The following is a 26216-nucleotide window of genomic DNA, read 5'->3' as shown; positions in this document are numbered from 1 at the left end:
GTCCAGTGTGGAACGGAACGCGACGTTCGGCGCGCGCCCCGCTCCCCGGGTGACTAGCGTGAGAATTCGGACAACCCGACCGACCGGAGAGGGCCGCAGCCATGGCCGTACAACCTGAGGGAACCCCCTGCTGGGCCGACGCGATGTTCAGCGACGTGGAGGGAGCCAAGCGCTTCTACGGCGAGGTCCTCGGCTGGACCTTCGGCGACGCGTCGTCGGAGTACGGCAACTACACACAGGCCTTCGTCGACGACAAGGCGGTGGCGGCCGTCGTACCGCCGATGCCCGGGCAGGAGAGCCCGTCGCAGTGGTGCCTGTACCTCGCGTCACCGGACGCGGCGGCCACCGCCACGAAGATCCGCGAGAACGGCGGCCAGGTGCTGATGGAGCCGATGAAGGTCGGCGACTTCGGCACGATGTGCCTGGCCACCGAGCCCAGCGGCGCCGTCTTCGGCATCTGGCAGGGCGACGCCCACGAGGGCTTCGAGGCCATCGGCGTGCCCGGCGCCTACGCCTGGGCCGAGGTCTTCACCCGCGAGCCCGAGAAGGCGGACCCGTTCTTCACGGGCGTCTTCCCCTTCGCGCAGAAGCAGATGGACGGCGACGGCATGGACTACCGGATGTACAGCCTCGGCGACCGGCCGGTGCTGGGCCGGATGCGGATGGGCGACGAGTTCCCGCCCGAGGTGCCGTCGTACATCAACGTCTACTTCACCGTCCCCGACTGCGACGAGGCCGTCGCCAAGGCCACCGAACTCGGCGGCATCGTGCGCTTCGGCCCCACGGACAGCCCCTTCGGGCGGTTCGCGGCCCTCAGCGATCCGCAGGGCGCCTCGTTCACGGTGATCGACGTGACCAAAACCCAGGGCGAGATGCCCACCAGCACGGACGTCTGACCGACGCGGTCGATCACGCCCCGTCGACCGCCCACCGGGCGGGTGCGTGCGGGGCGTGCCGTAGCGCCATGGCATGATCGGGCGCATGCGTGAACGTGTGGTGGCCGCGTGCGACGGGGCTTCGAAGGGGAATCCCGGGCCTGCCGCCTGGGCCTGGGTCGTGTCGGACGACAAGGAGAGCCCGGCCCGCTGGGAGGCGGGGCCGCTCGGCAAGGCCACCAACAACGTCGCCGAACTCACCGCGCTGGAACGCCTGTTGACGGCGACCGCACCGGACGTGCCGCTGGAGATCCGCATGGACTCGCAGTACGCCATGAAGGCGGTCACCACCTGGCTGCCCGGCTGGAAGCGCAACGGCTGGAAGACCTCCGGCGGCAAGCCCGTCGCCAACCAGGAGCTGGTCGTCCGTATCGACGAACTCCTCGACGGCCGCTCGGTCGAGTTCCGCTACGTCCCCGCCCACCAGGTCGACGGCGACCCGCTGAACGACTTCGCCGACCGCGCGGCCAGCCAGGCGGCCATCGTCCAGGAGCCCGCGGGCAGCGACCTCGGCTCCCCTGAACCGCCCCCCTCGCCGGACACCCCGAAGAAGCCCGCCCGCGCCGGCGCCGCCAAGTCGGCCCGGAAGAGCGCGAGTTCGGCCGCCCGCACCATCAAGGCCAAGTTCCCCGGCCGCTGCCTCTGCGGTCGCGCCTACGCGGCGGGCGAACCCATCAGTAAGAACGACAAGGGCTGGGGCCACCCGGAGTGCCGCACGGCCGAGGCCTAGCCACCCGGTCCGGCCCGCGGTGAGACCGGGTCCGCCGCAACGGACCCGCTCGCCCGCCTCCGTGCCCGCCTCCTCGGGGAGCCCGTCAACGACGCGCCTCATCCCTTCGGGTCGAGGTGGCTTTCCTGCGCGCTCGGCCTGCTACTCTGCGGTGCCAATTGACCACTTTGAGTAATCCCCAGGGGTGTGCGCGTGAAGGTCGCCTGTGTCGGAGGCGGGCCCGCCGGTCTGTATCTCTCGATCCTGCTGAAGCGTCAGGACCCGTCCCACGACATCACCGTCTACGAGCGCAACCCCGAGGGCTCGACCTACGGCTGGGGCGTGACGTACTGGAGTGGGCTGCTCGACCAACTCCGGGAGTACGACCCGGAGTCGGCGCAGGCCGTCGACGAGCACTCGGTGCGCTGGAGCGACGGCGTCGCCCGCGTCCGGGACCTGACGACCACCCAGCCCGGCGACGAGGGCCACGGCATCGGCCGCCACCGCCTCCTCAAGATCCTCGCCGAACGGGCCCGGACCCTGGGCGTACGCCTGGAGTTCGAGCACGACGTCACGGCGGAGGACCTGCCCGACGCCGATCTGATCGTCGCCGCCGACGGCGTCAACAGCGCGCTGCGCAACCGCCACGCCGATCACTTCGGCGCCGACCTCACACCCGGCCGCAACCAGTACATCTGGCTCGGCACCAGCAAGGTCTTCGGCTCCTTCACCTTCGCGTTCGTCGAGACCGACCACGGCTGGATCTGGTGCTACGGCTACGCGTTCGGCCCCGAGGGCAGCACCTGCGTCATCGAGTGCGCCCCCGAGACCTGGACCGGCCTCGGCCTGGACACCGCGCCCGAGGCCGACGGACTCGCCCTGCTGGAGAAGCTCTTCGCGGACCTCCTCGACGGCCACTCCCTGATCGGCCGCGCCTCCGCCGACGGCAGCGCCCAGTGGCTGAACTTCCGCACCCTGACCAACCGCACCTGGCACCGCGACAACCTCGTCCTGCTCGGCGACGCCGCCCACACCACCCACTACTCCATCGGCGCCGGCACCACCCTCGCCCTGGAGGACGCCATGGCGCTCGCCGACGCCCTGCGCGACCACAGCGCGCTGCCGCAGGCCCTCGCCGCCTACGAGCAGCGCCGTAAGGCCGCCCTGTTGTCCATCCAGAGCGCGGCCCGCTACAGCGCCCAGTGGTACGAGAACCTCCAGCGCTACATCGACCTGCCGCCGCACCGCATGTTCGCCCTGCTCGGCCAGCGCCACTCGCCGCTGCTGCCGTACGTCCCGCCGCAGGTCTACTACGGCATCGACAAGGCGGCGGGAAGCCTGGAGGCGCTGCGCCGGTTCAAGCGCTGGCTCGGGCCCAAGGTCGCGCGGACCGTGCACGCGCGGACGCTCGCGACCCGCAAGTAGACGACCGCCGGGAGCGCGCGGGCTTCCGCGGGCGGCCGGGCGAGCTTGGGTGAATGGCTATTCACCGGATAGGGTGAATAGCCATTCACCTCCTTTATGCCAGCTGTGGAGTGCCCATGGGCCAGCCCGTCCCGATACCCGAGCCGTCCGGCAGCCTCGCCGGGCGGACCCCCTTCCGGGACCGGCTCACCGTTCCGGTGCTGGCGTTCGGCGGCATCCTCATGGCGGTCATGCAGACCGTGGTCGTCCCGCTGCTGCCGTCGCTGCCCCGGCTGACCCACTCCTCCGCGGGCGCCGTCTCCTGGATGGTCACCGCGACCCTCCTCTCCGGCGCCGTCCTCACCCCCGTGCTCGGCCGGGCCGGTGACATGTACGGCAAGCGGCGCGTGCTGACCAGCGCGCTCGCGCTGATGACCGTCGGCTCGGTCATGTGCGCGCTGTCCTCCGACATCCGCGTACTGATCTTCGCCCGTGCCCTCCAGGGCGCCGCCGCGGCCGTCGTCCCCCTGTCGATCAGCATCCTGCGCGACGAACTTCCCCCCGAACGCCGGGGCGGCGCCGTCGCATTGATGAGTTCCACCGTCGGCATCGGCGCCGCGCTCGGACTGCCGCTCGCCGCGCTGATCGTGCAGTACGCCAACTGGCACGTCATGTTCTGGGCGACCAGCGCGCTCGGCGCACTCGGCGTGTGGGCGATCTGGTGGGCGGTGCGCGAGTCGCCCGTCCGCGAACCGGGCCGCTTCGACGTGCTCGGCGCGCTCGGACTGGCCGTAGGGCTGGTGTGTCTGCTGCTCGGGGTGTCGCAGGGCGGGCAGTGGGGGTGGGGGAGCGGGCGGATCCTGTCGCTGTTCCTCGCCACGGTCGTCGTGCTCGGGCTGTGGTGGTGGCAGCAACTCCGGGTGGAACAGCCCCTGGTGGACCTGCGGCTGGTGTCCAGGCCGAGGGTGGGCCTGTCGCATGTGGCGGCCCTGCTGACCGGCTTCGCGTTCTACGCCAACTCGCTGGTCACCGCACAACTGGTGCAGGCGCCCAAGGCCACCGGGTACGGGCTCGGACTGTCCATCGTGCAGACCGGCCTGTGCCTGCTGCCCGGCGGGGTCACCATGCTGCTGCTCTCGCCCGTCTCGGCCCGGATCTCGGCGGCGCGCGGTCCGCGCATCACGCTCGCCATCGGCGCCGCGATCATCGCGCTCGGCTATGTGGTGCGCATCGCCGACAGCCGCGACCTGTGGACGATCATCCTCGGCGCGACGGTCGTCGCCACCGGCACCACCTTCGCGTACTCGGCGCTGCCCACCCTCATCCTGCGCGCCGTCCCGGCCGGCCAGACCGCGTCCGCGAACGGCGTCAACGTGCTGATGCGCACCATCGGCCAGGCCACCTCCAGCGCCGTGGTCGCCGCCGTGCTGGTCCATCACACCAGCCTCGTCGGCGGGCTCCCGCTGCCCACGCTGCACGGCTACCTGATGGCGTTCGGCATCGCCGGAGCCATCGCCCTGGTGGCCGCCGCGGCGGCCCTGACCATCCCGGGCGACCCCGCCCCCGACGACACACGGCGCACCCCGGACCGCGCCGAGGGCGCGCGGAACGAGGCGCTGGAGGGAGCATGAGTGCCGTGAGCGCCACTCCCCCCACCGCGTCCCCGCCCGCCCGCCGTGACGCCGAGGCGACCAAGGCGGCCATCCTCAGGGCCGCCCGCTACCTCCTCGCGCGCAACGCGCACGCCGACATCACCCTCAAGGCCGTCGCCGAACGCGCCGGTGTCAGCGCGCCGTTGATCCTCAAGTACTTCGGCAACAAGGACGCCCTCTTCGCCCGCGTCATGTCCTTCGAGACCGACGCGGCGGACCTGCTGGACGCCCCGCTCGACGGACTCGGCCACCACATGGTCCGGCACGTCCTGGTCAGTCAGCGCGAGCGGGGCGCCGACCCGCTGCTGCGGATCGCGTTCGCACCGATCCAGGGCGACCGCGGCGACATCCTGCGCGTCAACTTCCGCGCCCAGGTGGTCGACCGCCTCACCGAGCGCCTCTCGGGCCCCGATCCCGCCCTGCGCGCCGAACTCGCCGTCGCGACCATCCTCGGCCTCGGCGTCATGTACGGCATCGCGCGCGGCACCCGGCTGCGCGCGACCGCGATCGACACCGTCGTGGAGCGCTACGGACCCACTGTGCAGGCCCACTTGACGCCCCGCTGACCCAGGGCCTGTCCGGCACTTCCCGTCTGCCGGGCTACGGGCGACGACGGGAAGTGCCGGACAGGCCCTGGCGTGCCCGGCGCCGTGCCTTCCGTGCTCGCCCGTACTGCCGGGCCAGGACCCCGAGACCGGCGAGGACCGCCGGGTTCGCCCCGCGTCGGATCAGCTTCCCGCCCTCGCGCCGTACCGCGCGCAGCCGCAGTTCCTGGACGGCGATCAGCGCGTCGAGGAACGGGCGGTGCTCGGCGGCGACCAGAGCGGGCAGCGTGCGGCCCTCCGGGAGCGTGGCCTCGGCGAGGTCGGCCTGCTCGCGGACCAGTCGCTCCAGCGCGGGCACGGCGGCCTCCGACCTGCCGCGCAGATCCTCGAACGTGAGCCCGTGCCGGACCAGTTCGTCCTCCGGGATGCCGATACGGCCGTCCTCGGCGTCCTCCGCGAGATCTGCCAGGAAGTCGGTGCGCTGGAGTCCCTCGATCAGCGCGCGGCACCCCCGGACGTACGGATCGCCGGGGCCGGCGTCGGGATCGGGCGCGAGCAGCGACGCGGTGAGCATCAGGGCGGGCAGTGCGTAACTGTCCACGTAGGCCTGGAAGTCGGCCTCCGTCGCGAAGCCGGTCCACTTCACCTCGACCGTGGCGCCGTCGAGGAAGTCCCGCACCCGGGCGGCCAGGTAAGGGTGCCGGAGCGTGGTGTCCCGGAGCGCCAACAGGGTCTCGTCGGAGGGGAGTTCACCGCCGTCCAGGGCTGCCGTGGTCTCGGCGTCCCAGGAGGCGAGGACCGTGGTGCGGACGTCCACGGCGCCGGTGTCGATGAGTTCGTCGGTCGCATGCATATAGGCCACCGCGGCGACGGCCGGGGGATGCAGCTCTGGCGGCAACAGCAGCCGTACGGCGGCGTATTCGTGCGGCGCGAACCTGCGGACGAGCCGGCGCTGGGCGTCGTAGGCGCGTCGTAGTCGCGGGTCGGTGACACCCGCCGTCTTCAGGGCGGTGGACCAGCGGGTCACGACTCTCCTCTTGCGTTCCTTCCTCGGCCGTCCGGCACGGCGAGTGACCTCGGAAGCGTAGTGGGCGCGCGGCACGGCGCCGGTGACGGGCCGGGCGAGAGGCGTTGACACATGCCTATATGGGCATACGATGGTGTCATGGCACGAGCGGCGACGACCTCGGACGCGTTCAACGCGATCGCCGAACCGCAGCGCAGGGAGATCCTGGTGCTGCTGAGGTTCGGCGAGCGACCGGTGACCGACCTGGCGCGCGACCTCGGGATGACCCAGCCGCAGGCGTCCAAACACCTGCGGGTCCTCCGAGAGGTCGGGCTCGTCACGGTCCGTGAGGCGGGCAGACAGCGGCTGTACGGCCTGGACGCGAGCGGACTGCGGCCGGTCCATGCATGGGTCGGCGGTTTCGAGCGGTTCTGGAACGAGAGCTTCGGCCGACTGGACGACTACGTCCAGGAGTTGAAGCGGGAAAGACAGGAAGGACCACACGATGGCGACGACCGGTAGCGGCGGCGAGGCCGCCCAATCGACCGCGGACCGCGAGATTGTGATCTCCCGGGTGATCGACGCGCCGCGGGAGCTGGTGTTCGAGGCGTTCACCCAGGTCAGGCACCTGTCCCGGTGGTGGGGACCGGCGGGCTTCACCACCACGACCCGGTCCTTCGCGTTCCGCGTCGGCGGCGCCTGGGACTTCGTGATGCACGGGCCGGACGGCACCGACTACCAGGAGTGGATCACCTGGCGGGAGATCGTCCCGCCGGAGCGGATCGAGCTGCTGCACGGCGAGTCCCGCGACGACCCGAACTCCTTCGCGTCGGCCCTGACCTTCGAACCGGCCGGCGGGCGGACCCGGATCGTCATGCGCACGCTGTTCCCCACGAAGGAACTCCGCGACGAGGCCGTGGAGAAGTACCACGCCATCGAGGGCGGCGAGCAGACGCTGGACAACCTGGCGGCCTACGTCGCCGAACTCACCCGGGACGCAGGCGACATGGACGGGACCGCACCCAAGGGAGTCGAGGACTGATGGCCGGCAAGGTGTTCTTCAGTGTGACGATGTCGCTCGACGGCTTCATGGCACCGGAGGACGTGCCCTTCGAGGACGTCTTCTCGTCGGCGGGCCAGAGCGACCCCAGGGTCCGGCGCTGGATGGCGAAGTGGTCGGAGCTTCAGGCATGGGTGTTCCCGCTCCGCTTCTTCCGGGAGAACCTGAAACTCGGCGAGGGCGGCGAGGAGGGCACCGACAACGACGTCGCCCGGGCGACCTACGAGCGCACCGGCGCGAGCGTCATGGGTCGGCGCATGTTCGACGCCGGTGAGCTGTCCTGGCCGGAGGAAGCGCCGTTCCACACCCCGGTGTTCGTGGTCACCCACACCGCGCGCGATCCGTGGGAGCGGCCGGGCGGCACCACCTTCCACTTCGTGGACGACGGCATCGAGAGCGCCCTCGACCAGGCCCGCGAGGCGGCCGGTGACCGGGACGTGCGGATCGCCGGCGGCGCCGAGACCATCCAGCAGTACCTGGACGCGGGCCTGGTCGACGAGTTCTCGATCACGCTCGCGCCCGTGCTGTTCGGCACCGGCATCCGCCTGTTCGACCACGTGGACCCCGACCGCCTCGCCCTGACCCAGGCCCGCTCGGACGCCTCGTCCCGGGTGACCCACCTGACCTACACCACCGCGAAGCGCTAGGCCGTGTCCGCAAAGTCCCGCCTGCCTCGCGACGCCCGGCACGCACGCTCGCCGCACCGCCCGGAAGCCCAAGTACGTCCAGTACGGGGGCTTCCGGGCGGCACACCGAGCGCACGCACTGGACGCCGCGAGGCCCGCCCTCCGGGCGGACGACGGGACTTTGCGGACACGACCTAGCAGTCCCTAGCCGAACAGCCGGTCCAGGAAGGCGTTCCCGAACACCCCGTGCGGGTCCAGCCGGTCGAAGGTGCCCGCCGCCTGTCCCCACACCGACTCCCCGAACGACCCCGGGATCGCCGTGCCGAGCACCTCCTCGTCGCTCCACCCGGCCCGCTCGGTGTAGGCCCAGCCCTTCGACCACTCGACCCGCGTCAGCGCGTCCGTGCCGTCGTACGAGCGCAGCAGGAACTGCTCCAACTCCCGCAGGAACTCCTCCGCGTAGGGCGTTCCGGGCAGTGTCAGGACGTCCAGCCAGACCGCCGTGTCCCACTCGGGGTGCTCGGTGCTCGGGCGCAGCGCGGAGAGCAACGGGGCGCGGGCGCCGTCCAGTTCGGTGTCGGCGGGGTGGTCGAGACCGGTCACCCGGATCTCCACGGTGCCGTTGACGGGGAACCGGCCGAGCGCGGCGTACGCGGTGAGCCGCTTCCGGTAGAAGGCGGTGAACTCGTGCACCACGCGCTGCACTTGGGCCCGGGTGGTCAGCACCGCGTACCCGTTCGCGGTCTCCCGCAGCGTCGTCGGCTTGATGTACAGCAGCGTGTTCTTCGACGGCCCCCAGATGTCCGCCGACAGCGTCGCCGTCAACCCCAGTGTCGCGGCGGTGAGTTGGGCATTGCCGAGCACCGGCGCCAGATACCACGCCGCGTCGGACGTGATACGCCCGACGAGATCGGCGACGACCGTCGGCACGTTGTCGGAGAACGGATAGTTGTACGGCGACGAGACGCGCCGCGAGGCCGGCGGGCGGGTCGGCGCTACGCTCCACACCTTCAGCCACGGGAACTCGGTGAACGCGAACCAGATCGCCTCCGCCCGCCCCGACGCGTCCAGGAAGCTCGCGAAGGTCCGCCCGCCGGACCCGGGCGCCGCGAACAACTCGCCGGCCGGGATGTCCGTACGGCTCACACAGCGCAGGTTCGCGTTCGCCCCGACCCGCAGCACGACCTCGGTGACCAGCGCCCGCCCCAGATGCGTGAGCAGCGCCGCGCAGTCCGCCTCGTCGCGCGTGTAGGTCCGCAGCACATACGCGCCCATGTCCGCGTCCCACACCACGGCCGTCAGCTCCAGCACCAGATTGCTGAGCGACCCGAACGTGTGCCCCGTCGTCCGCTCCTCGCCGTGCGCCGGTACGGCCGTGCCGTGCGCGTCGATGGCCAGGGCGCCGCCGAGCGTCAGATCACCCGGGGCGGGCGAGGCGGTGAGACCGAGGCCCTCGCCTTCCAGGAAGGTGAGCAGGGCCTCCAGGGTGATGCCGGGGCCGGCGCGTACCGCCGAACGGGAATCGAGTGCCAGGCCGGTGAGGTGCGGGGCGGTGTCGACCAGCAGCACCGGCGCGTCGGACGTCGTACCGGACTCGATCGTCAGGGGTGACCAGCCGTGCGAGGAGCCGCGCGGGCGGACCCGCCAGCCGTGCCGCCAGGCCCAGTTGACGACGGCCAGCACCTGGTCGGCGTCGGTCGGGGCGCAGGCCCACAGGCCGTCGGCGGTGATCTCGCCGACCCAGTTCCGGTACGCGGAGCGGTAGAGGCCGACCTCGGCGGGGAAGTCGGGCAGCTCGGCCGCGGCGACGGCCGGATCGGCCGTCAGGAGCACGGGTACGACGGCCAGGGCCGCCGCTGAGCGGAGGAAGCCCCGACGGGTCCAGGGAGCGGAACTGCCGTTCCCCGGCTGGAGGTTGTTCGCCACATGATCGGTCACGCGCACACGCTAGGCGGGCGTTGACACGAGTAGGCATCCTGTCGAACCTATTCACTCGTCCGAGTGAAAGATTCACAGGTCATGACCAGGACGAGCCCGGTCCGCGCATGTCCGTGACGGATGACAGACTGGCTCCATGGACGAACGTGTAATCGGCAGGTCGAATCAGCAGCTGTCCGTCGTCGGTCTCGGCACCTGGCAGCTGGGCGCCGACTGGGGAGACGTCGACGACAAGGAAGCCCTCGCCGTGCTGGAGGCGGCGGCGGAGTCGGGGGTGACCTTCTTCGACACGGCCGACGTGTACGGCGACGGCCGCAGCGAGCAGACCATCGCCACGTTCCTGAGCGGCCGGCCCGACCTGCACGTCCTGGTCGCGACGAAGATGGGCCGCCGCGTCGACCAGATCCCCGAGAACTACGTCCTGGACAACTTCCGTGCGTGGAACGACCGTTCGCGCCGCAACCTCGGCGTCGACCGCATCGACCTCGTGCAGCTGCACTGCCCGCCGACGCCGGTGTACTCCTCGGACGAGGTGTTCGACGCCCTCGACACCCTGGTCGCCGAGGAGCGCATCGCCCGGTACGGCGTCAGCGTGGAGACCTGCGAGGAAGCCCTCACCGCGATCGCCCGGCCGAACGTGACCAGCGTGCAGATCATCCTCAACGCCTTCCGCATGAAGCCCCTGCTCCAGGTGCTCCCGGCCGCCCAGGAGGCGGGCGTCGGCATCATCGCGCGCGTGCCGCTCGCCTCCGGGCTGCTCTCCGGCAAGTACACCAAGGACACGGTCTTCCCGGAGAACGACCACCGCACCTACAACCGGCACGGCGAGGCCTTCGACCAGGGCGAGACCTTCTCCGGCGTCGACTACACGACCGGTGTCGAGGCCGCCGCCGAGTTCTCCGCGCTCGCCCCGGAGGGGTACACCCCGGCCCAGCTGGCCCTGCGCTGGATCATCGACCAGCCCGGTGTCACCTCGGTCATCCCCGGCGCCCGCTCACCCGAACAGGCCCGCGCCAACGCGGCGGCGGCGAAGCTGCCCGCGCTGTCCCAGGACACGCTCACCGCGATCAGGGACCTCTACGACCGCAGGATCAAGGACCAGGTCGAGGGCCGCTGGTAGGCCGCGGCTCCGTTTGAAGGGTCGGCGGTCCGGTTACACGGACCGCATGATCCAGGAGGAAGAACGGCGGTCGGGGCGCGACGAGTCCGAGGACGAGCGGGCCGACCGGATGTGGGGCGAGCTGATCCAGGAGATCCGGGTCGCACAGACCGGTGTACAGATCCTCTTCGGGTTCCTGCTCACCGTCGTCTTCACCCCGAAGTACGCGCAGCTCGAGCACGCGAACCAGGTCCTGTACATCGTGACCGTCGTCCTCGGCGCCACCGCCACCGGCGCCCTGATCGGCCCGGTGTCCCTGCACCGGCTGGTCTCCGGCCGGAAGGTGAAACCGCAGGCGGTGCGCTGGGCGTCCCGGCTGACCTTCGTCGGGCTCGTGCTGCTGCTCGCCACGATGGCCTCCGCGCTGCTGCTGATCCTCCGGGTCGCCACGCATGACGGCTATGTGCCCTGGCTGGTCTCCGGGGTGGTCATCTGGTACCTGCTGTGCTGGTTCGTGCTGCCGTTGTGGACACGGCACCGGCATACGACCCGATGACCCCGAGCCGCGCCAGCTGCCGGTCGTGCACCCGGCTCAGCACCAGCACCGAGACCGTGGCCCCGATCAGCGCGCAGAACATGTCCCACTGCGTGTCCCACACATCGCCCTGAGTGGCCAGGAACGCGTCCGCGCCGTGCCCGCCGATCACGGCCGCGGCCCACTCGAACAGCTCGAACAGGGCGCTGAAGGCGAGACACGCGCACACCGTGAGCGGAGCCAGCCAGCGGCTGCCGCGCAGGGGCGAGGTCCGGGTGAGCACCTCCCGCACCAGGACCGCGGGCACGAAACCCTGCATCAGGTGGCCGAGACGGTCGTAGGGATTGCGGCTGAGGCCGAAGGTGTCCCGGACCCAGTCGCCCGCCGGTACCTCCGCGTACGTGTAGTGACCGCCCACGGCGAGGACCAGCGCGTGGACGGCGAGCAGGCAGCACAGCAGACCGGTCAGGGGGAAGCGGCGCCAGGTCAGGACGATCGCCGGGAGGCCGATGAAGACCCACACGGTCTCCAGGAACCAGGTCGTGCGGTCGTGCGGATGCCAGGCCGAGACGGCCATGCCGACGACCACCAGCGCGGCCATGACGGCCGGCAGTCGGCGCCGGGAAACAGGAACGGACACGATGGGCTCCCTTGTCGTGGGGAGCCCCATCGTGTCCGAAGGCCCAACTCGTGGCATGAGTACGGCTACTCACCCGGAGTGGTGGTCCTGCGCAGCGCGTTGAGGCAGCTGTCGATGGCCTGCTGGAGTTCTTCGAGGCGCTGGACCATGTCGTCCTCGTAGAAGTCCTGGGCGTCGTCGAAGGTCAGCTCCTCGAACGCCTTCGTCGCCTTCTGGAGGCTGCTGTAGAACTTGGTCCGCTTCTCCTGGACGCGCAGTTCGGGGTCGGCCTCGACCGCCTCGACGACCAGGTTCTTCATCGTGTCGTAGGCCTCGGTGGCCCACTCGCCGGTGTCCTCGCCGTCCTCCAGCTCGTCGAGGAGGGACAGGTGCCGCTCGGCCTCCTGGCGCAGGTCGACGGGCGCGTCGACGGTCTGGCCCGCGGGCGTCTTGATCTGGCCCGACTCGGCGATCTGCCGCACGTACCCGATGCGGTCCGCCGAGCGGCTCTCCGTCGCCACGGCCTTCTTCAGGTCGTCCGTGCGGACGACGTCCCGGGCCAGCTCGGACTGGAGCTCGGGGTCCTCACGGACACGGTCCAGCAGGGCCTGGCGGGCGGCCCGCGCGGTGGAGGGGTCGGCGAGGATCGCGGCACGCAGCGCGGTCGGGTTCTCCGCGACCTCCAGCGCCTTGGTGGGGCGGATGCCCTCGGCCTCGGCGGCCTCGGTGATGGCGGTGCCGCGCTCGGAGGTGGCGCTGGAACGGGAGACGTAGTAGGTCAACCACACGTCCGCGTCCGGGAGTTCGACCTCCTGGCCGGGGGCCAGCTCCTCGAAGTGCGGGACGAGACCGTCGTCCGCGGCCCGGTCCCAGGCCTTGTAGTAGCGCATGACGCGCTCGGGGGAGCAGTCGGCGAGTTCGGCGAACTCCTTCGCGGACACCTTCGGTGTCTCGTCCGCGCTCTGCCCGCCGGGCCGGACGCTGCGCGCCACCTTGAGGCCGAACGCCCAGCCGCCGGTGCGGGCGTAGGCTCCGAACTCGTGCGCGTCCCGGGCCACGAGGCCGGCGTCGTCGAGGGCGGTGAAAGACGTCTCGGCCTGGTCGATCACTACGGTCAAGGCGGACTCTCCTGGGCTTGTGATGAGGCACGGTGCGAACACGCAGCCTATATCCACCCATTGCCGCTGGTTTGAGCGCCCGGCCTTCGCGTCGCCACCGGCGCCGTCATGCGATCACCGCCGGAAGGTCTTGAAGAAGGTCCCCAGGGCCTGGCGGTTGGCGGCGTCGTTCCACGCGTCGGCGGGCGTCGTCCACCGTAGCGAGAAACTGCGCCCGCCGCCGATCAGGAAACCACGCCCGAGGGTGCGCACCCGGTCGTCGCCCGTCCCGGAGAACCACTCCAGGTCGGCCGCCTTGTCGCCCTGGAAGGTCGTGGCTCTGATGTCGCCGATCTGCTGGAAGCCCTCGGTCCGCCTGAGCCCGGGGAGGACGTCGTCCCGCCAGACGGCCACCGGGTCCGGGCCCGCCTGTGTGCTGTACGTCACGGCCAGCGTGCGCGGGTCGCCCGTGGCGCCGAAGGTGACCCGGTAGGCGCTGGACACCTGCTGGGTCTCCACCACCTTCCAGCCCTTGGGCAGCGCCACGGAGAAGCCCTGCGACGCCTTGAACACGCGGAAGCCCGCGGGCAGCGCCGAGGCGCTGGGGGAGGGCGAGGGCGAAGCGGTGACGGAGGGCGAGGCGGCGGCGGACACGGAGGCGGGAGGTGCGGCGGGGGACGTGGGCGACGGGGTCGCGGACGGGGAGTAGGCGTGACCGTCGACGGTGTCGCCCGGTGTGCCGACCGTGGCCGAGGCGGACGGCAGCGGCGAGGGCGAGGTGGCCGCCGAGGTCTGGGTGCCGGGGAGTTGATGGGTCGCGGCGAGGACGGCGACCGTGACGGTGCCGACGGCTAGGGCGGTCCCGGCGGCCATGCCCCGTCCGCTCCAGGTGGTGCCCGCGCCGCGGACGGTGTCGTAGGCGCGCCGCAGCCGGTGCAGCGGGACCGGCTCGCGGTCGGCGTACGGGTCGTCGGTGAGGATGCGGGTGAGGGACTCGCGGACCACCGGGCGGGTCAGCCGCTCACGGGAGTTCTTGCGCAGCAGCCCCTGCACGATCTGCGCCAGTGGCCCGGCCCGCGACGGGCCGCGCATCGGGAGCCGGTCCACACCCTTCAGCGTCGCCTCGGGGCGGCCCCGGTCGCGGAACGGCGGATGCCCCTCGACCAGGGTGTAGAGGATCGCGCCGAGCGCCCACAAGTCGGCGGCGGGGCCGATGCGTTCGTCGCGGGCCTGCTCCGGCGACGCGTACGACGGGGCGGTGATGCGCGGGGCGAGGGTGGCGCCCGCCAGGCCGAAGCCGGTGAGGACGACCCCGCCCTGGTCGCGCACGAAGACCTGGCCGAGGCTGAGTTCGCCGTGGGTGATGCCCTCGCTGTGCGCGGTCTCCAGGATGTCGAGCAGTTCGAGTCCGATGCGGGCGGCCCGGACATAGTGGAACGTGCCCTGCTGGGCGAGGAGTTGGCCGAGCGGGACGCCGTCGATCCAGTCGGTGACGGTCCACAGCGTGCCGCGGTCCTCCATGGCGTCTATGACCGGGGCGACCCGGGTGGGGGCGAGCAGCACCATGGTCTCGGTGGTGCGCAGGACACCGGCGGCGGTCCGCCCGGTGCCCTCGCCTTCCGGGGCGGCGGGGAGGGTCACCTGCGTGAGGAGGCAGGGGCGTTCGGCGATCGTGTCCTCGCCGTACCAGGAGACCAGGTTGGTCTCGCGGTGCGCGACCTCCATGGGCCGGTATCTGCCGGCCACCAACTCGTGTGCGGAGACATGTGTCTCGACCATGGCCATCCCTCGCTGAACCCCTGGTTTCTCACCTTTCCCAGAGGTACGGCGGGTGTGGCGGGCTGCGTTCAAACGAAGCCCAATTCCCCGGTGTTTTCTGCCTTTTATTCAACGGCTGCGAGCAGGTGTGCGAGAAAAAGGAGTCGCAAGGAGGTCCCAGGTCGCCGCTCGTGTCCCGGCCCGGCGGAATTCGCCACGGAGGCGCCCGTGGCGGAATATCAACGCCGGACCTGGTGGTAACCAGCGGTAAACGGCGACCCGGAGACCCTCAATACCCCAGTGTTTGTCGACAACTTCGTCGTGACTCCCGTCAACGAGTCCGTCGTCGAGCCTCATTGACGGTTTGTCAGCGCAGCCCGAACTCGTCCGACCAGCCCGCGATCTCCCCGACGGTCGCGTTGCCCCCGCAGACCACGAGGCCGAGCCGGGCGCCGTCGCCGACTCGCTCCAGCACCTGCCGGGCGGCGGGCAGCAGACAGCCCGCGGCGGGCTCGGTCCACACCTTGGCGTGCTCGGCGAGATCCAGACACCCGCGCACGGCCTCCCGGTCCGGGACGCTCAGCACCTCGGTGACGAGGGCCGACACATGGTCGTACGTCAGCTGCGCCACGCTCGGCGCGCTGAGTGTCGTCACGATCGACGACGGCGTGACCGGCACGGGGCCGCCCGCCGCCAGCGCCTCGGTCATGGCCAGGGCGCCCTCGGTCTCCACGCCCCAGACCCGGATGCCGGGCCGCCGGGCGTGCAGGGCGACGGCGACGCCCGCGATCAGGCCACCGCCGCCGATGCTGACCAGGACGTCGGTGAGGTCACCGGCGTCCTCCGCGAACTCCAGGCCCACGGTGCCCTGTCCGGCGATCACCACCGGGTCGTCGAACGGGTGGACCAGGGTCAGCCCCTCGTCCCGCAACCGGTTCACCAGCGCGAACGCGCTCGGCATGTCCTCGGTCAGCCGCAGCGACGCGCCCGTCGCCTCCACCAGCGCGATGGACCGCGCCGGTGCCGAACGGGGCATGACCACCGTCGCCTTCACATCGAGCGCCGCCGCCATGACCGCGAGCGCGATCCCGTGGTTGCCGCCGCTGACCGCCACCACTCCGGCGGCCAGCTCGCCCTCGCTCAGCGACAGCAGCTTCGCCGCCGCCCCGCGCGCCTTGAAGGAACCCGTGCGCTGCAACAGCTCCAGCTTGGTCGTGACCGGCACCCCGAGCAGCTCCGAGAGTCCGAAGCTCTCCACGGTCGGGGTGCGTACGACGTGTCCGGCGATCCGCTCGGCGGCGGCTTCGATGTCCGAGATGCCGATCAAGGCAGTCATCCTCTCGGCACGGGGACTGGTGAGCCGTGCCGCTCCGACCCTGACCTGCGAGGGACCCGCAGGTCAACACGTTTCGGACCCGCCCGGCACTCCGCCCCGGCCAGGGGCGGCCAGGGCGCGCGTCGGCTGCCGCGGATCAAGGCGTCGTAGCGGACGGCGAGGTCGTGGACCGCCCGCCGGTGCCTCAGTGCTGCTGGGCCTTCTGCGGGGTCTCCTCGCTCGGGCGTACGACGACGAAACCCTCGCCCTGGAGCATGAGCTGGACGGCCTCGCCCGAACCGCCGCGCAGCATCGAGCCGATGGACTGGGAGCGGTGCAACGAGGTCTGGAGGTGGGCCGACCAGCCGACCACCGCGTCCGTGTCGACGTACACCGGGTACTGCGGCGAGACGGGTATCACCAGCGGGTTGCCCTCACAGACCAGGCCCAGCTTGCCCTGCCCGGTGAAGACGCTGTTGAACAGGCCGCCGCCCGCGATGCCGGAGCCCTTCACCGTCTTGATCGTGTACGACAACGAGGCGTCGAAGCACAGGACGTTGCGGCCGTTGACGGTGAACTCGTCACCGGGGTCGATCTCGACCACGAAGCAGTTCTGCGCCTCGTGCGCGAACCACGCCTCGCCCTGGCCGCGCACCGCCATCAACGGCAGCCCCTCACCGGTGACCGCGCGCTTGAGCATGCCGCCCACGCCCTGGCCCTTGCGTTCGAACTGGAGGTTGCCGCGGTAGGCGATCATCGCCCCCTGGCGGGCGAGCATCTCGCCGTTGACCGCGTATCTGATGCATTTGGCGTTCTCTACGGTCATGCCCGGCGCGGTGGCCGGCTGCACCATGTGCTCACTGGAAAACAGATCACCCTTCATGCGGGCATCCTGACCCGGAAGATCTCATTCCGCCAAGATCGGGGACGGGTTGAACGTGCCGGACGGTCAGGCGCCGAAGAGCTGCGTCCAGTACGTCCCCATCTGACCGCCGCCCGCGAGGCCGATGCCTATGTGGGTGAAGTCCGGCTTCAGGATGTTGGCGCGGTGGCCGGGGCTGTTCATCCAGCCCTCCACCACCTCGGCGGGGGAGCGCTGACCGCAGGCGATGTTCTCGCCGATGCTGCGCCTGCGCGAACCCGCCGCCGCGGCCCGGTCCCAGGGCTGGGAGCCGTCGGGGGAGGTGTGGGAGTAGAAGGCGCGGGCCACCATGTCGGTGCTGTGCGCCTGCGCGGCGGCGGCCAGCAACGGGTCCACTGCGAGCGCGCGCAGCCCGGCCCTCGCGCGCTCCGCGTTGGTCAGCTGGACGACCTTCTCCGCCGTGTTGGCGAGATTGCCCGTGGTGAGAGGCCGTGCCCACAGCGCCGTCCAGTAGACGTCACCCGAACGGGGATCGAGGGCCTGCGCGAGACCCGCGTGCGTGAAGACCCGCTCCAGCAGCGTCTGCCGGGCCTGCTCGGTGCGCAGGCAGTAGTCGACGAACTCGGCCGGAGTGCGCGGGCCGGAGACCAGGTGCTCGCCGACGGTGAGATACGAGTAACCGGCGCGCAGGACGCGCTGGTACACGGACGTGCCGTCACGGCCCTCGGTACCGAGCCGTCCCGCGGCGGCCATGTCGGACGCGTGCGCCTGCGCGGCGGACGCGAGCCGGGGGTCGAGCGAGACGGGCGGTGAACCGGCGCCGGCGCGGGCCGAGTTGGCCAGGGCGAGGAAACCGGTGGGGTCGGGTGCCGGGGAGGCCGAGTGGGGGCGGGAGCCGGTTGAGGCTGCCGACCAGGGTGGGGAAGCCGGTCGTGGGGGCACGGGCGTCACGTCTTCCGCGACGTCCACGCCGAAGTCCCGTGCGATGCCCGCGAGTCCGTCGGCGTAGCCCTGTCCCAGCGCGCGCAGTTTCCAGCCGGTCCCGCGTCGGTACAGCTCGGCGAGGAGAAGGACCGTCTCCTGCTGGGAGCGCGGTGGGGTGAAGCGGGCGACGGGGCGGCCGGCGGTGTCGGTCACGTGGAGGGTGGGTGCGGGCAGGCGGCCCAGGGGAGCGGCGGGATCGGCGGAGCTGATGACCACCGTGACCCGCGCGGCGCCGGGGCGCAGGCGGGCCGGGTCGATGGTCAGGGTGTCGCCCTGGAGGCGCGCTCCGGGTGTCGTCGGCTGGTTGTAGAACACGAAGTCCGCGTCGCCGCCGACCTTGCCGCTCACGTCGGTGATCAGCGCCGACACGTCGAAGGGGCCGGGCACCCGCAGGGTGAGCGCACCGCCGGGGAGGGGCAGATTTCCGCCCGGCACCAGCTCGTTCATGGCACCGCCCTCGCCTTTCGTGCCCGGTGGTGACCTCGCGGGCCTGCCGGGGACCTCTGTCGCCCGGTGGGGACCTCGTCGGCCGTTCAACGTCCCGCCGGGGCGCGGAGGTTCCCGCGCGAGGAGGGGCGAGGGGTGCGACCTCGCCCCCTCGCCCCCCGTCCGTGTCCTCTCAGTCCCGGGCGATCCCCGGGGCGATGTCCTCGTAGGCGACGTTCCGTTCGGTGACGAGGGAGCCCCGGCCGGTGAGGGACGAGACCTTGACCGGCTCGATCGCCTTGGTGCGCGCGCCGCAGAACGCCGACTCCAGCGTCCGCGCCATCGTGTTCAGGACCGTGCCGTTGTTGGAGGTGTTGGCCAGCGCGGTGAGGCTGCGGCGGCCGTCCTTCGAGGTGAACGAGTAGGTGTAGAAACCCTGGACCGCGCCCGTGTGCCCGTACACGGAGACCCCGCAGGACAGATCGCGGCGCCGCAGCCCGAGGCCGTAGCGCGTGGTGCTGTTGACCGGGGTCCAGCGCTCCATCTGCGCGAGCTGGGCGGCGGAGGTGAGCCGGCCGCCGAGCAGGGCGGAGAAGAAGGTGTTCAGGTCGCGTGTGGTGGAGATGACCGCGCCGGCGCTCTGCGCCCAGGAGACCGTCTGGTCGGTGGCGTCGATGAGCTGCGCGCCCGAGCGGTCGGGGGTGAGGTAGCCGTGGGCGTGGCGGCCCGGGATCTTGGTGGCGGGGTGGACGTAGAAGGTGTCGCGCAGGTTGAGCGGCCTGATGATGCGGTCGCGGTACTCGGTGCCCACGGAGTGGCCCGTCAGCTTCTCGATGAGCATTCCGGCGACCACGAAGTTGGTGTTCGAGTACGAGTAGGCGGCGCCCGGCGCGTTGGTGCGCGCGTGGTCCAGGGAGAGCCGGACCAGCTGCCGGTAGGTGAAGACCTTGTCGCGTACGGCCTCGAAGCCGGAGACCGAGTCGGCGAACATGGAGTTCGTGTAGTCGTAGAGACCGCTGCGGTGGCTCAGGACGTGGCGCACCGTGATCCGCCGGTCGGGCAGCAGCCCCGGGAGGTAGCGGTCGACCGAGGCGTCGAGGTCCAGCCTGTGCGCGTCGGCCAGTTGGAGCAGGACGACGGCCGAGAACGACTTGGTGATGCTGCCGATGCGGAAGCGGTCGGCGTTGCCGATGGCGCGGCGGGTCGTGCGGTCGTCGACGCCCGCGGCGGCCGTGTAGACCGTGCCGTGGTCGTCGATACGGGCGATCGCCCCCGGCGCGCCCTGCGCCGTCAGCGTGCGCAGCACGGCCCGCAGACCCGCCATGTCGGGAGCCGCACGTCCCGCCGCGGCGGGACGCGGAAGCGTGGCCGACCCACCCTTGCTCGTGGTGTCCGACCCGTGGTTCGCGGCATGGGCCGGTACCGCCGCGAGCGTCAGCAGTGCCGCCGCCGAGGCCGTGGCCCTGCGCACCGTTCTTGAGACCATGCGGTTCTCTCCCGTTTCTCTCTGTCTGCGAGATCGGTCACAGTCGCGCGAGGCAACCTTCTCGCGTCCCGTCACATCTCCACAGCTGACGCACAGTTGGTCACTTGCTGATCACTGAGCGATCGGATTCGCAAAGTATTGCCCTGAAAAGTTCGAAACCCGTTCATTTCGGCTTTACATGCACATGACGGATTTGCAAGGGTTTCTCCTCGGGGCCCGACCAGCCCCCCGGGACGCGGTCAACCGCGCCCCGGCACAAGGCGGTTGGTGATCCCGGCCGTCTTCGAACGGAGGAGCCCTCATCCATGCGTGGACCCCACATACGCAGCCTGGCGGTCGCCGTCGCGGTGACGACAGCCGCCACGGGGCTGGCCGGAACGGCCTTCGCGGGACCGGCCACGGGGACGGACCGCGCGACGGCGTCGACCGGCGTCAGCGCCCCCACCGTCGTCGCGGCCGCGCGGGCTGCCGCGTTCGCCCATGCCACGGCGACCGGTGTCACGCGGGGCGATGAACTCCGGGCCCAGGACGTGCTGATCGACCCCGAGGGCGCACGGCATGTCCGGTTCCTCCGCACGCACCAGGGCATGCCCGTCCTCGGCGGCGACCTCGTCGTCCATCTCTCCCGCCGGCTCGCCTACACCGGCGTCACCCGGGCGGCCGACCACGGCGTCAGCCCCGCCACCACACTGCCCGAACTGACGGCGGCGCAGGCCGAGGCGAAGGCCGCCGCCGTCGCCCGGGGCGACGCGGGCACCGCCGAACTCGTCGTGGACGCCCGGGACGGGGGAGCCGCCCTCGCCTACCGCATACCGGTCAGCGACAGCAGCACCGCCGACGCGACCGGCACCCGCACGGTCGTCGTCGACGCCGTCACCGGCGGCATCCGCAGCAACACCCCCGACAGCGACGAGTTCCTCTCGCCCAAGCTCCTCGACACCCTGCGCGAGCACGGCGAGACCCTGGACCCCGCCACCGGCACCGGCGTACAGCCGAAGTCGCTCACGTCGGCCGCCGCGAGCCGCGCGGTCCACTACCCGGTCACCGCCTCGGGCACCGGCGCCTCCCTCTTCGTCGGCAAGGTGCCGCTGACCACCACCCGCACCGCGCGCACCAGTTACCTCCTCAAGGACCCGACCCGCTGGGGCACCGAGACCCGCGACGCCCAGGGCAGGGAACTGGAGAGCTTCGCGCAGGGCAAGAAGTTCACGACCACGAACGACATATGGGGCAACGGCGCCGTCTCGCGCCGCGACAGCGCCGCCGTCGACGCCCAGTTCGGCATCACCAAGACCCTGGACTTCTACAAGAAGACCTTCGGCCGCAAGGGCATAGCGAACAACGGCAAGGCCGCGCGCGGCATGGTCCACTTCGGCAAGAAGGTCGCCAACGCCTTCTGGGACTCGACCTGCGGCTGCATGCTCTACGGCGACGGCGACGGGGACATGTTCAAGAAGCCGCTCGTCGTCCTCGACGTCACCGGCCACGAACTCACCCACGGCGTCGTGGACGCCACCGCGAAGCTGGAGCCGACCCGCGTCGACGCGGAGGGCAACCAGTTCGGCGAGCCGGGCTCCCTGAACGAGTCACTCGCGGACATCTTCGGCTCCAACGTCGAGTTCAGCGCGAACAACGCCAAGAACCCGCCGAACTACCTCATCGGCGAGAAGCTCGGCCTCGCCCAGAAGTTCCTGCGCCGCCTCGACCACCCCTCCCTCGACAAGCTGGAGGGCACGATCGACTACTGGTCGCCGCAGGCCTACGACGCCGAGGTGCACGCCGGTTCCGGGGTCTCCTCGCACGCCTACTACCTCCTCGCGGAGGGCAGCGGCAGCAAGAAGATCGGCGGCTTCACCTACGACTCGCCCACCTACGACGGGTCCACGGTCACCGGCATCGGCCGCACCAAGGCCACGGCGATCTTCTACCGCGCGCTCACCCGCTACATGGTCTCCACCACCGACTTCCACGACGCGCGCATCGCGACCCTGAAGGCGGCGGCGGACCTCTACGGCGCGAACAGCACCGCGTACACGACCGTCGACCAGGCGTGGGCCGCCGTGAACGTCACGGTCGCCAACACCCCTGCCGCCAGGCACTGACGAGCGGCCGGGTGCCCTGCCGCGAACCACGAGCGGGGCACCCGGCCGCCGGGTCCCGGGCCGACCGGCTTGTCGGCCTTCTCGGTCCTACCGGCTTCCGGACTTCCTCAGACCCACTGCTTCTCGATCTCCTCGGACACGGTGAACTCCGCCTCGCAGGACGGACAGCTCGCCTTCCCGAACACGTACGTCAGCGCCCGCGCGACCTCCGGCTGTCCGAACTCGACCGCCTCGCCGTGCAGTCGCGCACCGATGCCGTCGAGCCGGTCCGGTACCGCCGGGACGAGTTCCGTGCGCCGCGCCGTGTCCTCGGCGCCCGCACCGGTCACGTAGTCGCCGGCCGAGGTGAAGACGCCGTACGAGCCGAACGCGACGAACAGGCCCTCCTCGCACTCGGGGCACTCCAGTTCGTACTCCTCGCTGTTGATCCCCTCCAGTGCCTCCGCCCACACCCCGCCGTCCTCGAAGGCGAGCACCGCCATCTGGAGGTAGACGAAGGTGTGCGCGTCCTGCCCCGGCTCGGCACGCAACTCCCTTGCCGTGGCCAATAGTCGGCCTATCTCCCGCGCGTACCGCACCCGGCTCTCCTCGTCCGGGTCCGTGGTGATCAGCCCGGCCATCGTGACCGCCTGCACCGCCCCGCCCGGTGCCCGGCCGAGCGCGATGTCGGTGAGCACGGGCAGCGCCGCCCAACTCGCGTCGTACACCGAACCCTGGTGGCACAGCGAGCCCCACAGCTCCTGCCACACCTCGTCGTCCTCGGCGCCCCCGAGGCGCGCGAACAGGCCCGGGATGTCCTCGGCGCTGCCGTAGGCGTGGTTCAGTCCGGACCAATCGATCGTCGTCATACGGCGATTGTGCCGCCCGGCACTGACAACGCGGCTCGCCCTGCCGTCAACTCGGCCTCCGCTGCCAGCACTTCGGCTCCCGCTGTCACCGGCGCGGCACAGGTGGCCCACATCTTCGCTGCGACCAATCCTGCTTCTTTTATTGACGACGGAAAAGAAGGGATCTAAGTTCCCGCCATGCGCTCGATCCCCGGTACCGAGTCGTTCCCGGCACACACGCCGGCCGTCTCACAGGTCTTCGCGACCGTGCTGTCCCACGGCCCCCTCACGCGTCTTGAGGTGGCCCGCAGGACGGGGCTGTCGGCGGCCGCCGTGACCAAGGCGGTCCGGCCGCTGATGGAGGCCGGGTACCTGGCGGAGGGCGCCGACCAGGACGCGCCCCCGGCGCTCGGACGGCCCGCGAACCTCGTACGGGTCGACGGCGGACGGGCGTTGTTCATCGGGATCAAGGTCACCGGCGACGAGATCATCGCCGTCCTCGCCGACCTCTGCTGCCGCCTCCGCGTCGCCCGCCATGTGCCGCTGACCGACCACGACCCCAAGGCGGTGCTCGCCTCGATCGCGGGCCTGGCCCAGGAACTGCGCATCGAGGCGGACGAGTTGGGCATCCCGGTGCTCGGCCTCGGGCTCGCGGTCTCCGGCGACGTGGACCGCGGCGAAGGGATCGTCCGCTACTCGCCGTTCCTGGAGTGGCGGGACGTCCCCCTGGCCGAACTGGCCGCCATGACCACGGGGTTGCCGGTCACCGTCGACAACGACGTCCGCGCGCTGACCGTCGCCGAGCAGTGGTTCGGCGCCGGCGCGGGCCTCACGGACTTCGCCGTGGTGACCGTCGGCGCGGGCATCGGCTGCGGACTCGTCGTGCACGGTCAGGTCGTCGCCGGCGCCCACGGGGTGGCCGGTGAGATCGGGCACGTGGTCGTCGACCCCACCGGACCGCCCTGCCACTGCGGCAACCGCGGCTGCGTCGAGGCGATCGCCGGGGACGCCGCGATCCTCGCCCGCGTCCGCGAGGTCACCGGCGTCCAAGTCGCCGACACCGCCGAGGCGTTGACACTCGCCCACCGGGGCGACGCCGGAGCGCGCGAGGTGTACGCGCGGGCCGGTGAGGCCATCGGCCGGGGCATCGCGACCGTGGTCAACCTGTTCGGCCCCGAACGCGTGATCATCTCCGGCGAGGGCCTGGCCGCCTACGACCTCTTCGCCGAGCAGATCCGCGACTCCTTCACCGCCGCGGCCTTCGGCTCCGCCGCCCGCTGCGACGTGCACACCCGCCCCCTGCCCTTCGACGAGTGGGCGCGCGGGGCCGCCGCCACCGCGATCCAGTCCTTCATCCGAGCCGCCGGCTAGCCCGCCCTCGCACCCCACCTGACAACCGCCCCCTCCCAACCCGCACGAGGAGCCCGACGATGTACTCCCTCACGCCCGTCCGCGCCCTGAGAGCCATGGTGGTCCTGGCCCTCACCGCAGGCTTCGCCACCCACCTCCCCGCCGCGCACGCGGCGACCCCGGCGGCGGACACGCCCGCGACCCTCGCCGCCAAACCCTTCATGGGCTGGTCGAGTTGGAGCATGCAGTCGTCCAAGTACCCCGGTCTCAACCCGGACGGCGACTACAGCTACCTGACCGAGGCGAACGTCACCAAGCAGACCGACGCGCTGGCCTCGAAGCTGAAGAAGTTCGGCTACACCTACGTGAACATCGACGCGGGTTGGTGGCGCGACAACACCTGGACGCCCGAGTACGACCAGTACGGCCGCCAGAAGGCCGACCCGAAACGTTTCCCCAGCGGCATGAAGGCCGTCGCCGACCGCATCCACTCCAAGGGCCTCAAGGCCGGCATCTACCTGCCGGCGGGCCTGGAGAAGGAGGCGTACAACGACGGCAGGACCCCGATCTGGAACGCCGCGGGCTGCACCACCGCCGACATCGTCTACAGCGACCTGCGCACCACCAACGGCTGGGACAGCTCGTACAAGCTCGACTTCTCCCGCCCCTGCACCCAGAAGTACATCGACTCGCAGGCCCAGTCGATCGCCGACTGGGGCTACGACTTCCTCAAGCTCGACGGTGTCGGCCCCGGGTCGGGGAAGAGCGGCGACCAGTACGACAACGTTGCCGACGTGGCCGCCTGGAACAGGGCCATCGCCGCCGCCGGACGCCCGATCCACCTGGAGCTGTCCTGGTCCCTGGACTACGGACACGCCGCCGACTGGAAGAAGTACTCCAACGGCTGGCGCATCGACACCGACGTCGAGTGCTACTGCAACACCCTGGTCAGCTGGGAGAACTCGGTCGACGACCGCTGGGACGACACCCCCGCGTGGACCGGCCAGGCAGGCCCCGGCGGCTGGAACGACCTCGACTCCCTCGACGTCGGCAACGGCGCGATGGACGGCCTGACCAAGGCGGAGCGCCAGAGCTACGCGACCCTGTGGGCCGTCGCCAAGTCCCCGCTGTTCAGCGGTGACGACCTCACCCGCCTCGACGACTACGGCCTCTCGCTGCTCACCAACCGCGAGGTCATCGGCGTCGACCAGAGCGACGCACCGCCCGCGCGCCCCGTGACCCCGTCCGACCCCCAGCAGGTGTGGGCCGCGAAGAACCCCAACGGCACCTATACCGTGGCCCTGTTCAACCTCGCCGACGCCCCCGCCGCCGTCTCCGCGAACTGGACGGCCCTCGGCTTCACCGGCAAGGCCGCCGTCCGCGACCTCTGGAACCACGAGGACCTCGGCACCTACACCGGTAAGGTCACCGAGGCCCTGCCCGCCCACGGCTCCCGCCTCTTCACCGTCACCCCGCGCGGCAGCGCCGTCACCACCACCGCCTACGAGGCCGAAGCCACCGGCAACACCCTCTCCGGCAACGCCTCCGCCGCCGACTGCTCGGCCTGCTCCGACGGCAAGAAGGTGGGCAACCTCTACGTCGGCGGCAAGCTCACCGTCAACAACGTCGTCGTCGCCAAGGCCGGCACCTACCAGGTGAAGATCGCCTACGTCAGCGGCGACTCCCGCTCGGCGAGCATCTCCTCGAACGGCAACGCGGCCACCAGCCACAAGTTCCCCTCCACCGGCGACTGGGGGACCGTCGGGACGGTCAGCGTGCCCGTGTCCCTGAAGGCGGGCGCCAACACGATCACCTTCGACAGCGGTTCGGGCTACGCGCCGGACATCGACCGGATCGACGTGCCCACCTCCTCCTCCTGAG

Annotated in this window: 23 protein-coding genes; 13 read left to right on the top strand and 10 right to left on the bottom strand. The window is 71.2% G+C overall.

The features are described 5' to 3' along the window. Positions 1 to 101 precede the first annotated feature (101 nt). The 5 genes from ACIRB1_RS16820 (at position 102) to ACIRB1_RS16800 (ending at position 5266) form a co-directional block, all read left to right on the top strand. Positions 102 to 896 (top strand): VOC family protein, encoded by a 795-nt coding sequence (locus tag ACIRB1_RS16820; protein ID WP_403466045.1) that lies wholly within the window; start codon positions 102 to 104, stop codon positions 894 to 896. 73 nt (positions 897 to 969) lie between these two features. Next, positions 970 to 1665, top strand: coding sequence for a ribonuclease H (locus tag ACIRB1_RS16815; RefSeq protein ID WP_403466044.1), 696 nt, complete (start codon positions 970 to 972; stop codon positions 1663 to 1665). A gap of 192 nt (positions 1666 to 1857) precedes the next feature. Further along, positions 1858 to 3069 (top strand): FAD-dependent monooxygenase, encoded by a 1212-nt coding sequence (locus ACIRB1_RS16810; protein ID WP_403466043.1) that lies wholly within the window; start codon positions 1858 to 1860, stop codon positions 3067 to 3069. A gap of 116 nt (positions 3070 to 3185) precedes the next feature. Beyond that, on the top strand, positions 3186 to 4679 hold the full coding sequence (locus ACIRB1_RS16805; RefSeq protein ID WP_352185734.1) for an MFS transporter: 1494 nt from the start codon (positions 3186 to 3188) through the stop codon (positions 4677 to 4679). After that, the gene (locus ACIRB1_RS16800; protein ID WP_403466042.1) at positions 4676 to 5266 is read left to right on the top strand and encodes a TetR family transcriptional regulator; all 591 of its coding nucleotides are present in this window, start codon (positions 4676 to 4678) and stop codon (positions 5264 to 5266) included. Before ACIRB1_RS16805 ends, ACIRB1_RS16800 begins: the two co-directional genes overlap by 4 nt. A 34-nt stretch (positions 5267 to 5300) precedes the next feature. Here the strand turns inward: ACIRB1_RS16800 and ACIRB1_RS16795 are convergent, their stop codons facing one another. Then, complete coding sequence (locus ACIRB1_RS16795) at positions 5301 to 6272, bottom strand: squalene/phytoene synthase family protein (protein ID WP_403466041.1); 972 nt, start codon at positions 6270 to 6272, stop codon at positions 5301 to 5303. A gap of 138 nt (positions 6273 to 6410) precedes the next feature. On the opposite strand from ACIRB1_RS16795, the gene ACIRB1_RS16790 reads away from it, so the two are divergent. From ACIRB1_RS16790 to ACIRB1_RS16780, 3 genes are read left to right on the top strand one after another with little or no spacing between them, the layout of a single operon-like run. Next, complete coding sequence (locus tag ACIRB1_RS16790; protein WP_328833500.1) at positions 6411 to 6773, top strand: metalloregulator ArsR/SmtB family transcription factor; 363 nt, start codon at positions 6411 to 6413, stop codon at positions 6771 to 6773. Further along, positions 6757 to 7293 (top strand): SRPBCC family protein, encoded by a 537-nt coding sequence (locus ACIRB1_RS16785; RefSeq protein ID WP_403466040.1) that lies wholly within the window; start codon positions 6757 to 6759, stop codon positions 7291 to 7293. The genes ACIRB1_RS16790 and ACIRB1_RS16785 overlap by 17 nt, the downstream gene beginning before the upstream one ends. Then, a complete protein-coding gene (locus ACIRB1_RS16780) occupies positions 7293 to 7958 on the top strand; it encodes a dihydrofolate reductase family protein (RefSeq protein WP_403466039.1) in 666 nt (221 codons plus the stop codon). Before ACIRB1_RS16785 ends, ACIRB1_RS16780 begins: the two co-directional genes overlap by 1 nt. A gap of 183 nt (positions 7959 to 8141) precedes the next feature. Here the strand turns inward: ACIRB1_RS16780 and ACIRB1_RS16775 are convergent, their stop codons facing one another. Further along, entirely contained in the window at positions 8142 to 9875 is a 1734-nt protein-coding gene (locus ACIRB1_RS16775) for a cholesterol oxidase substrate-binding domain-containing protein (protein WP_403466038.1), read from the bottom strand. A gap of 136 nt (positions 9876 to 10011) precedes the next feature. On the opposite strand from ACIRB1_RS16775, the gene ACIRB1_RS16770 reads away from it, so the two are divergent. Both ACIRB1_RS16770 and ACIRB1_RS16765 read left to right on the top strand, forming a co-directional pair. Further along, complete coding sequence (locus ACIRB1_RS16770; protein WP_365306080.1) at positions 10012 to 10995, top strand: aldo/keto reductase; 984 nt, start codon at positions 10012 to 10014, stop codon at positions 10993 to 10995. Between the two features lie 46 nt (positions 10996 to 11041). After that, entirely contained in the window at positions 11042 to 11530 is a 489-nt protein-coding gene (locus ACIRB1_RS16765; RefSeq protein ID WP_352181387.1) for a DUF6328 family protein, read from the top strand. On the opposite strand, the gene ACIRB1_RS16760 is transcribed toward ACIRB1_RS16765, so the two are convergent. From ACIRB1_RS16760 to ACIRB1_RS16730, 7 genes are all read right to left on the bottom strand, one after another. Continuing rightward, positions 11463 to 12179 (bottom strand): DUF2238 domain-containing protein, encoded by a 717-nt coding sequence (locus ACIRB1_RS16760; protein WP_403466215.1) that lies wholly within the window; start codon positions 12177 to 12179, stop codon positions 11463 to 11465. The genes ACIRB1_RS16765 and ACIRB1_RS16760 overlap by 68 nt on opposite strands. A 35-nt stretch (positions 12180 to 12214) precedes the next feature. Beyond that, positions 12215 to 13237, bottom strand: a complete 1023-nt coding sequence (locus ACIRB1_RS16755) for a hypothetical protein (RefSeq protein ID WP_352181806.1) — start codon at positions 13235 to 13237, stop codon at positions 12215 to 12217. Between the two features lie 123 nt (positions 13238 to 13360). Continuing rightward, on the bottom strand, positions 13361 to 15010 hold the full coding sequence (locus ACIRB1_RS16750; protein ID WP_403466037.1) for a protein kinase: 1650 nt from the start codon (positions 15008 to 15010) through the stop codon (positions 13361 to 13363). A 340-nt stretch (positions 15011 to 15350) separates the two neighbouring features. Further along, on the bottom strand, positions 15351 to 16310 hold the full coding sequence (locus ACIRB1_RS16745; protein ID WP_352181389.1) for a threonine/serine dehydratase: 960 nt from the start codon (positions 16308 to 16310) through the stop codon (positions 15351 to 15353). A 193-nt stretch (positions 16311 to 16503) separates the two neighbouring features. After that, positions 16504 to 17181 carry an AIM24 family protein gene (locus ACIRB1_RS16740; RefSeq protein ID WP_352181390.1) on the bottom strand — a complete coding sequence of 226 codons (678 nt, stop codon included), beginning with the start codon at positions 17179 to 17181 and terminating at the stop codon, positions 16504 to 16506. 66 nt (positions 17182 to 17247) lie between these two features. After that, a complete protein-coding gene (locus tag ACIRB1_RS16735; protein WP_403466036.1) occupies positions 17248 to 18591 on the bottom strand; it encodes a CAP domain-containing protein in 1344 nt (447 codons plus the stop codon). A gap of 172 nt (positions 18592 to 18763) precedes the next feature. Then, entirely contained in the window at positions 18764 to 20056 is a 1293-nt protein-coding gene (locus ACIRB1_RS16730) for a serine hydrolase domain-containing protein (protein ID WP_403466035.1), read from the bottom strand. Between the two features lie 305 nt (positions 20057 to 20361). Here ACIRB1_RS16730 and ACIRB1_RS16725 point away from each other — a divergent pair, with 305 nt between their 5' ends. After that, positions 20362 to 22158 (top strand): M4 family metallopeptidase, encoded by a 1797-nt coding sequence (locus ACIRB1_RS16725; RefSeq protein ID WP_403466034.1) that lies wholly within the window; start codon positions 20362 to 20364, stop codon positions 22156 to 22158. Between the two features lie 107 nt (positions 22159 to 22265). Here the strand turns inward: ACIRB1_RS16725 and ACIRB1_RS16720 are convergent, their stop codons facing one another. Next, positions 22266 to 23006, bottom strand: a complete 741-nt coding sequence (locus tag ACIRB1_RS16720) for a hypothetical protein (protein WP_403466033.1) — start codon at positions 23004 to 23006, stop codon at positions 22266 to 22268. A 177-nt stretch (positions 23007 to 23183) separates the two neighbouring features. Between ACIRB1_RS16720 and ACIRB1_RS16715 the strand changes: the two genes are divergently transcribed. Next, positions 23184 to 24356, top strand: coding sequence for an ROK family protein (locus ACIRB1_RS16715; RefSeq protein WP_403466032.1), 1173 nt, complete (start codon positions 23184 to 23186; stop codon positions 24354 to 24356). Positions 24357 to 24415: 59 nt separating this feature from the next. Next, positions 24416 to 26215 carry an alpha-galactosidase D gene (locus ACIRB1_RS16710; RefSeq protein ID WP_403466031.1) on the top strand — a complete coding sequence of 600 codons (1800 nt, stop codon included), beginning with the start codon at positions 24416 to 24418 and terminating at the stop codon, positions 26213 to 26215. Position 26216 lies beyond the last annotated feature (1 nt).

Origin of the sequence: Streptomyces sp. NPDC096013 (assembly GCF_044763565.1) — a bacterium.
Taxonomy (GTDB): Bacteria; Actinomycetota; Actinomycetes; order Streptomycetales; family Streptomycetaceae; genus Streptomyces.
This window is presented reverse-complemented; position numbering and strand designations above follow the sequence as displayed.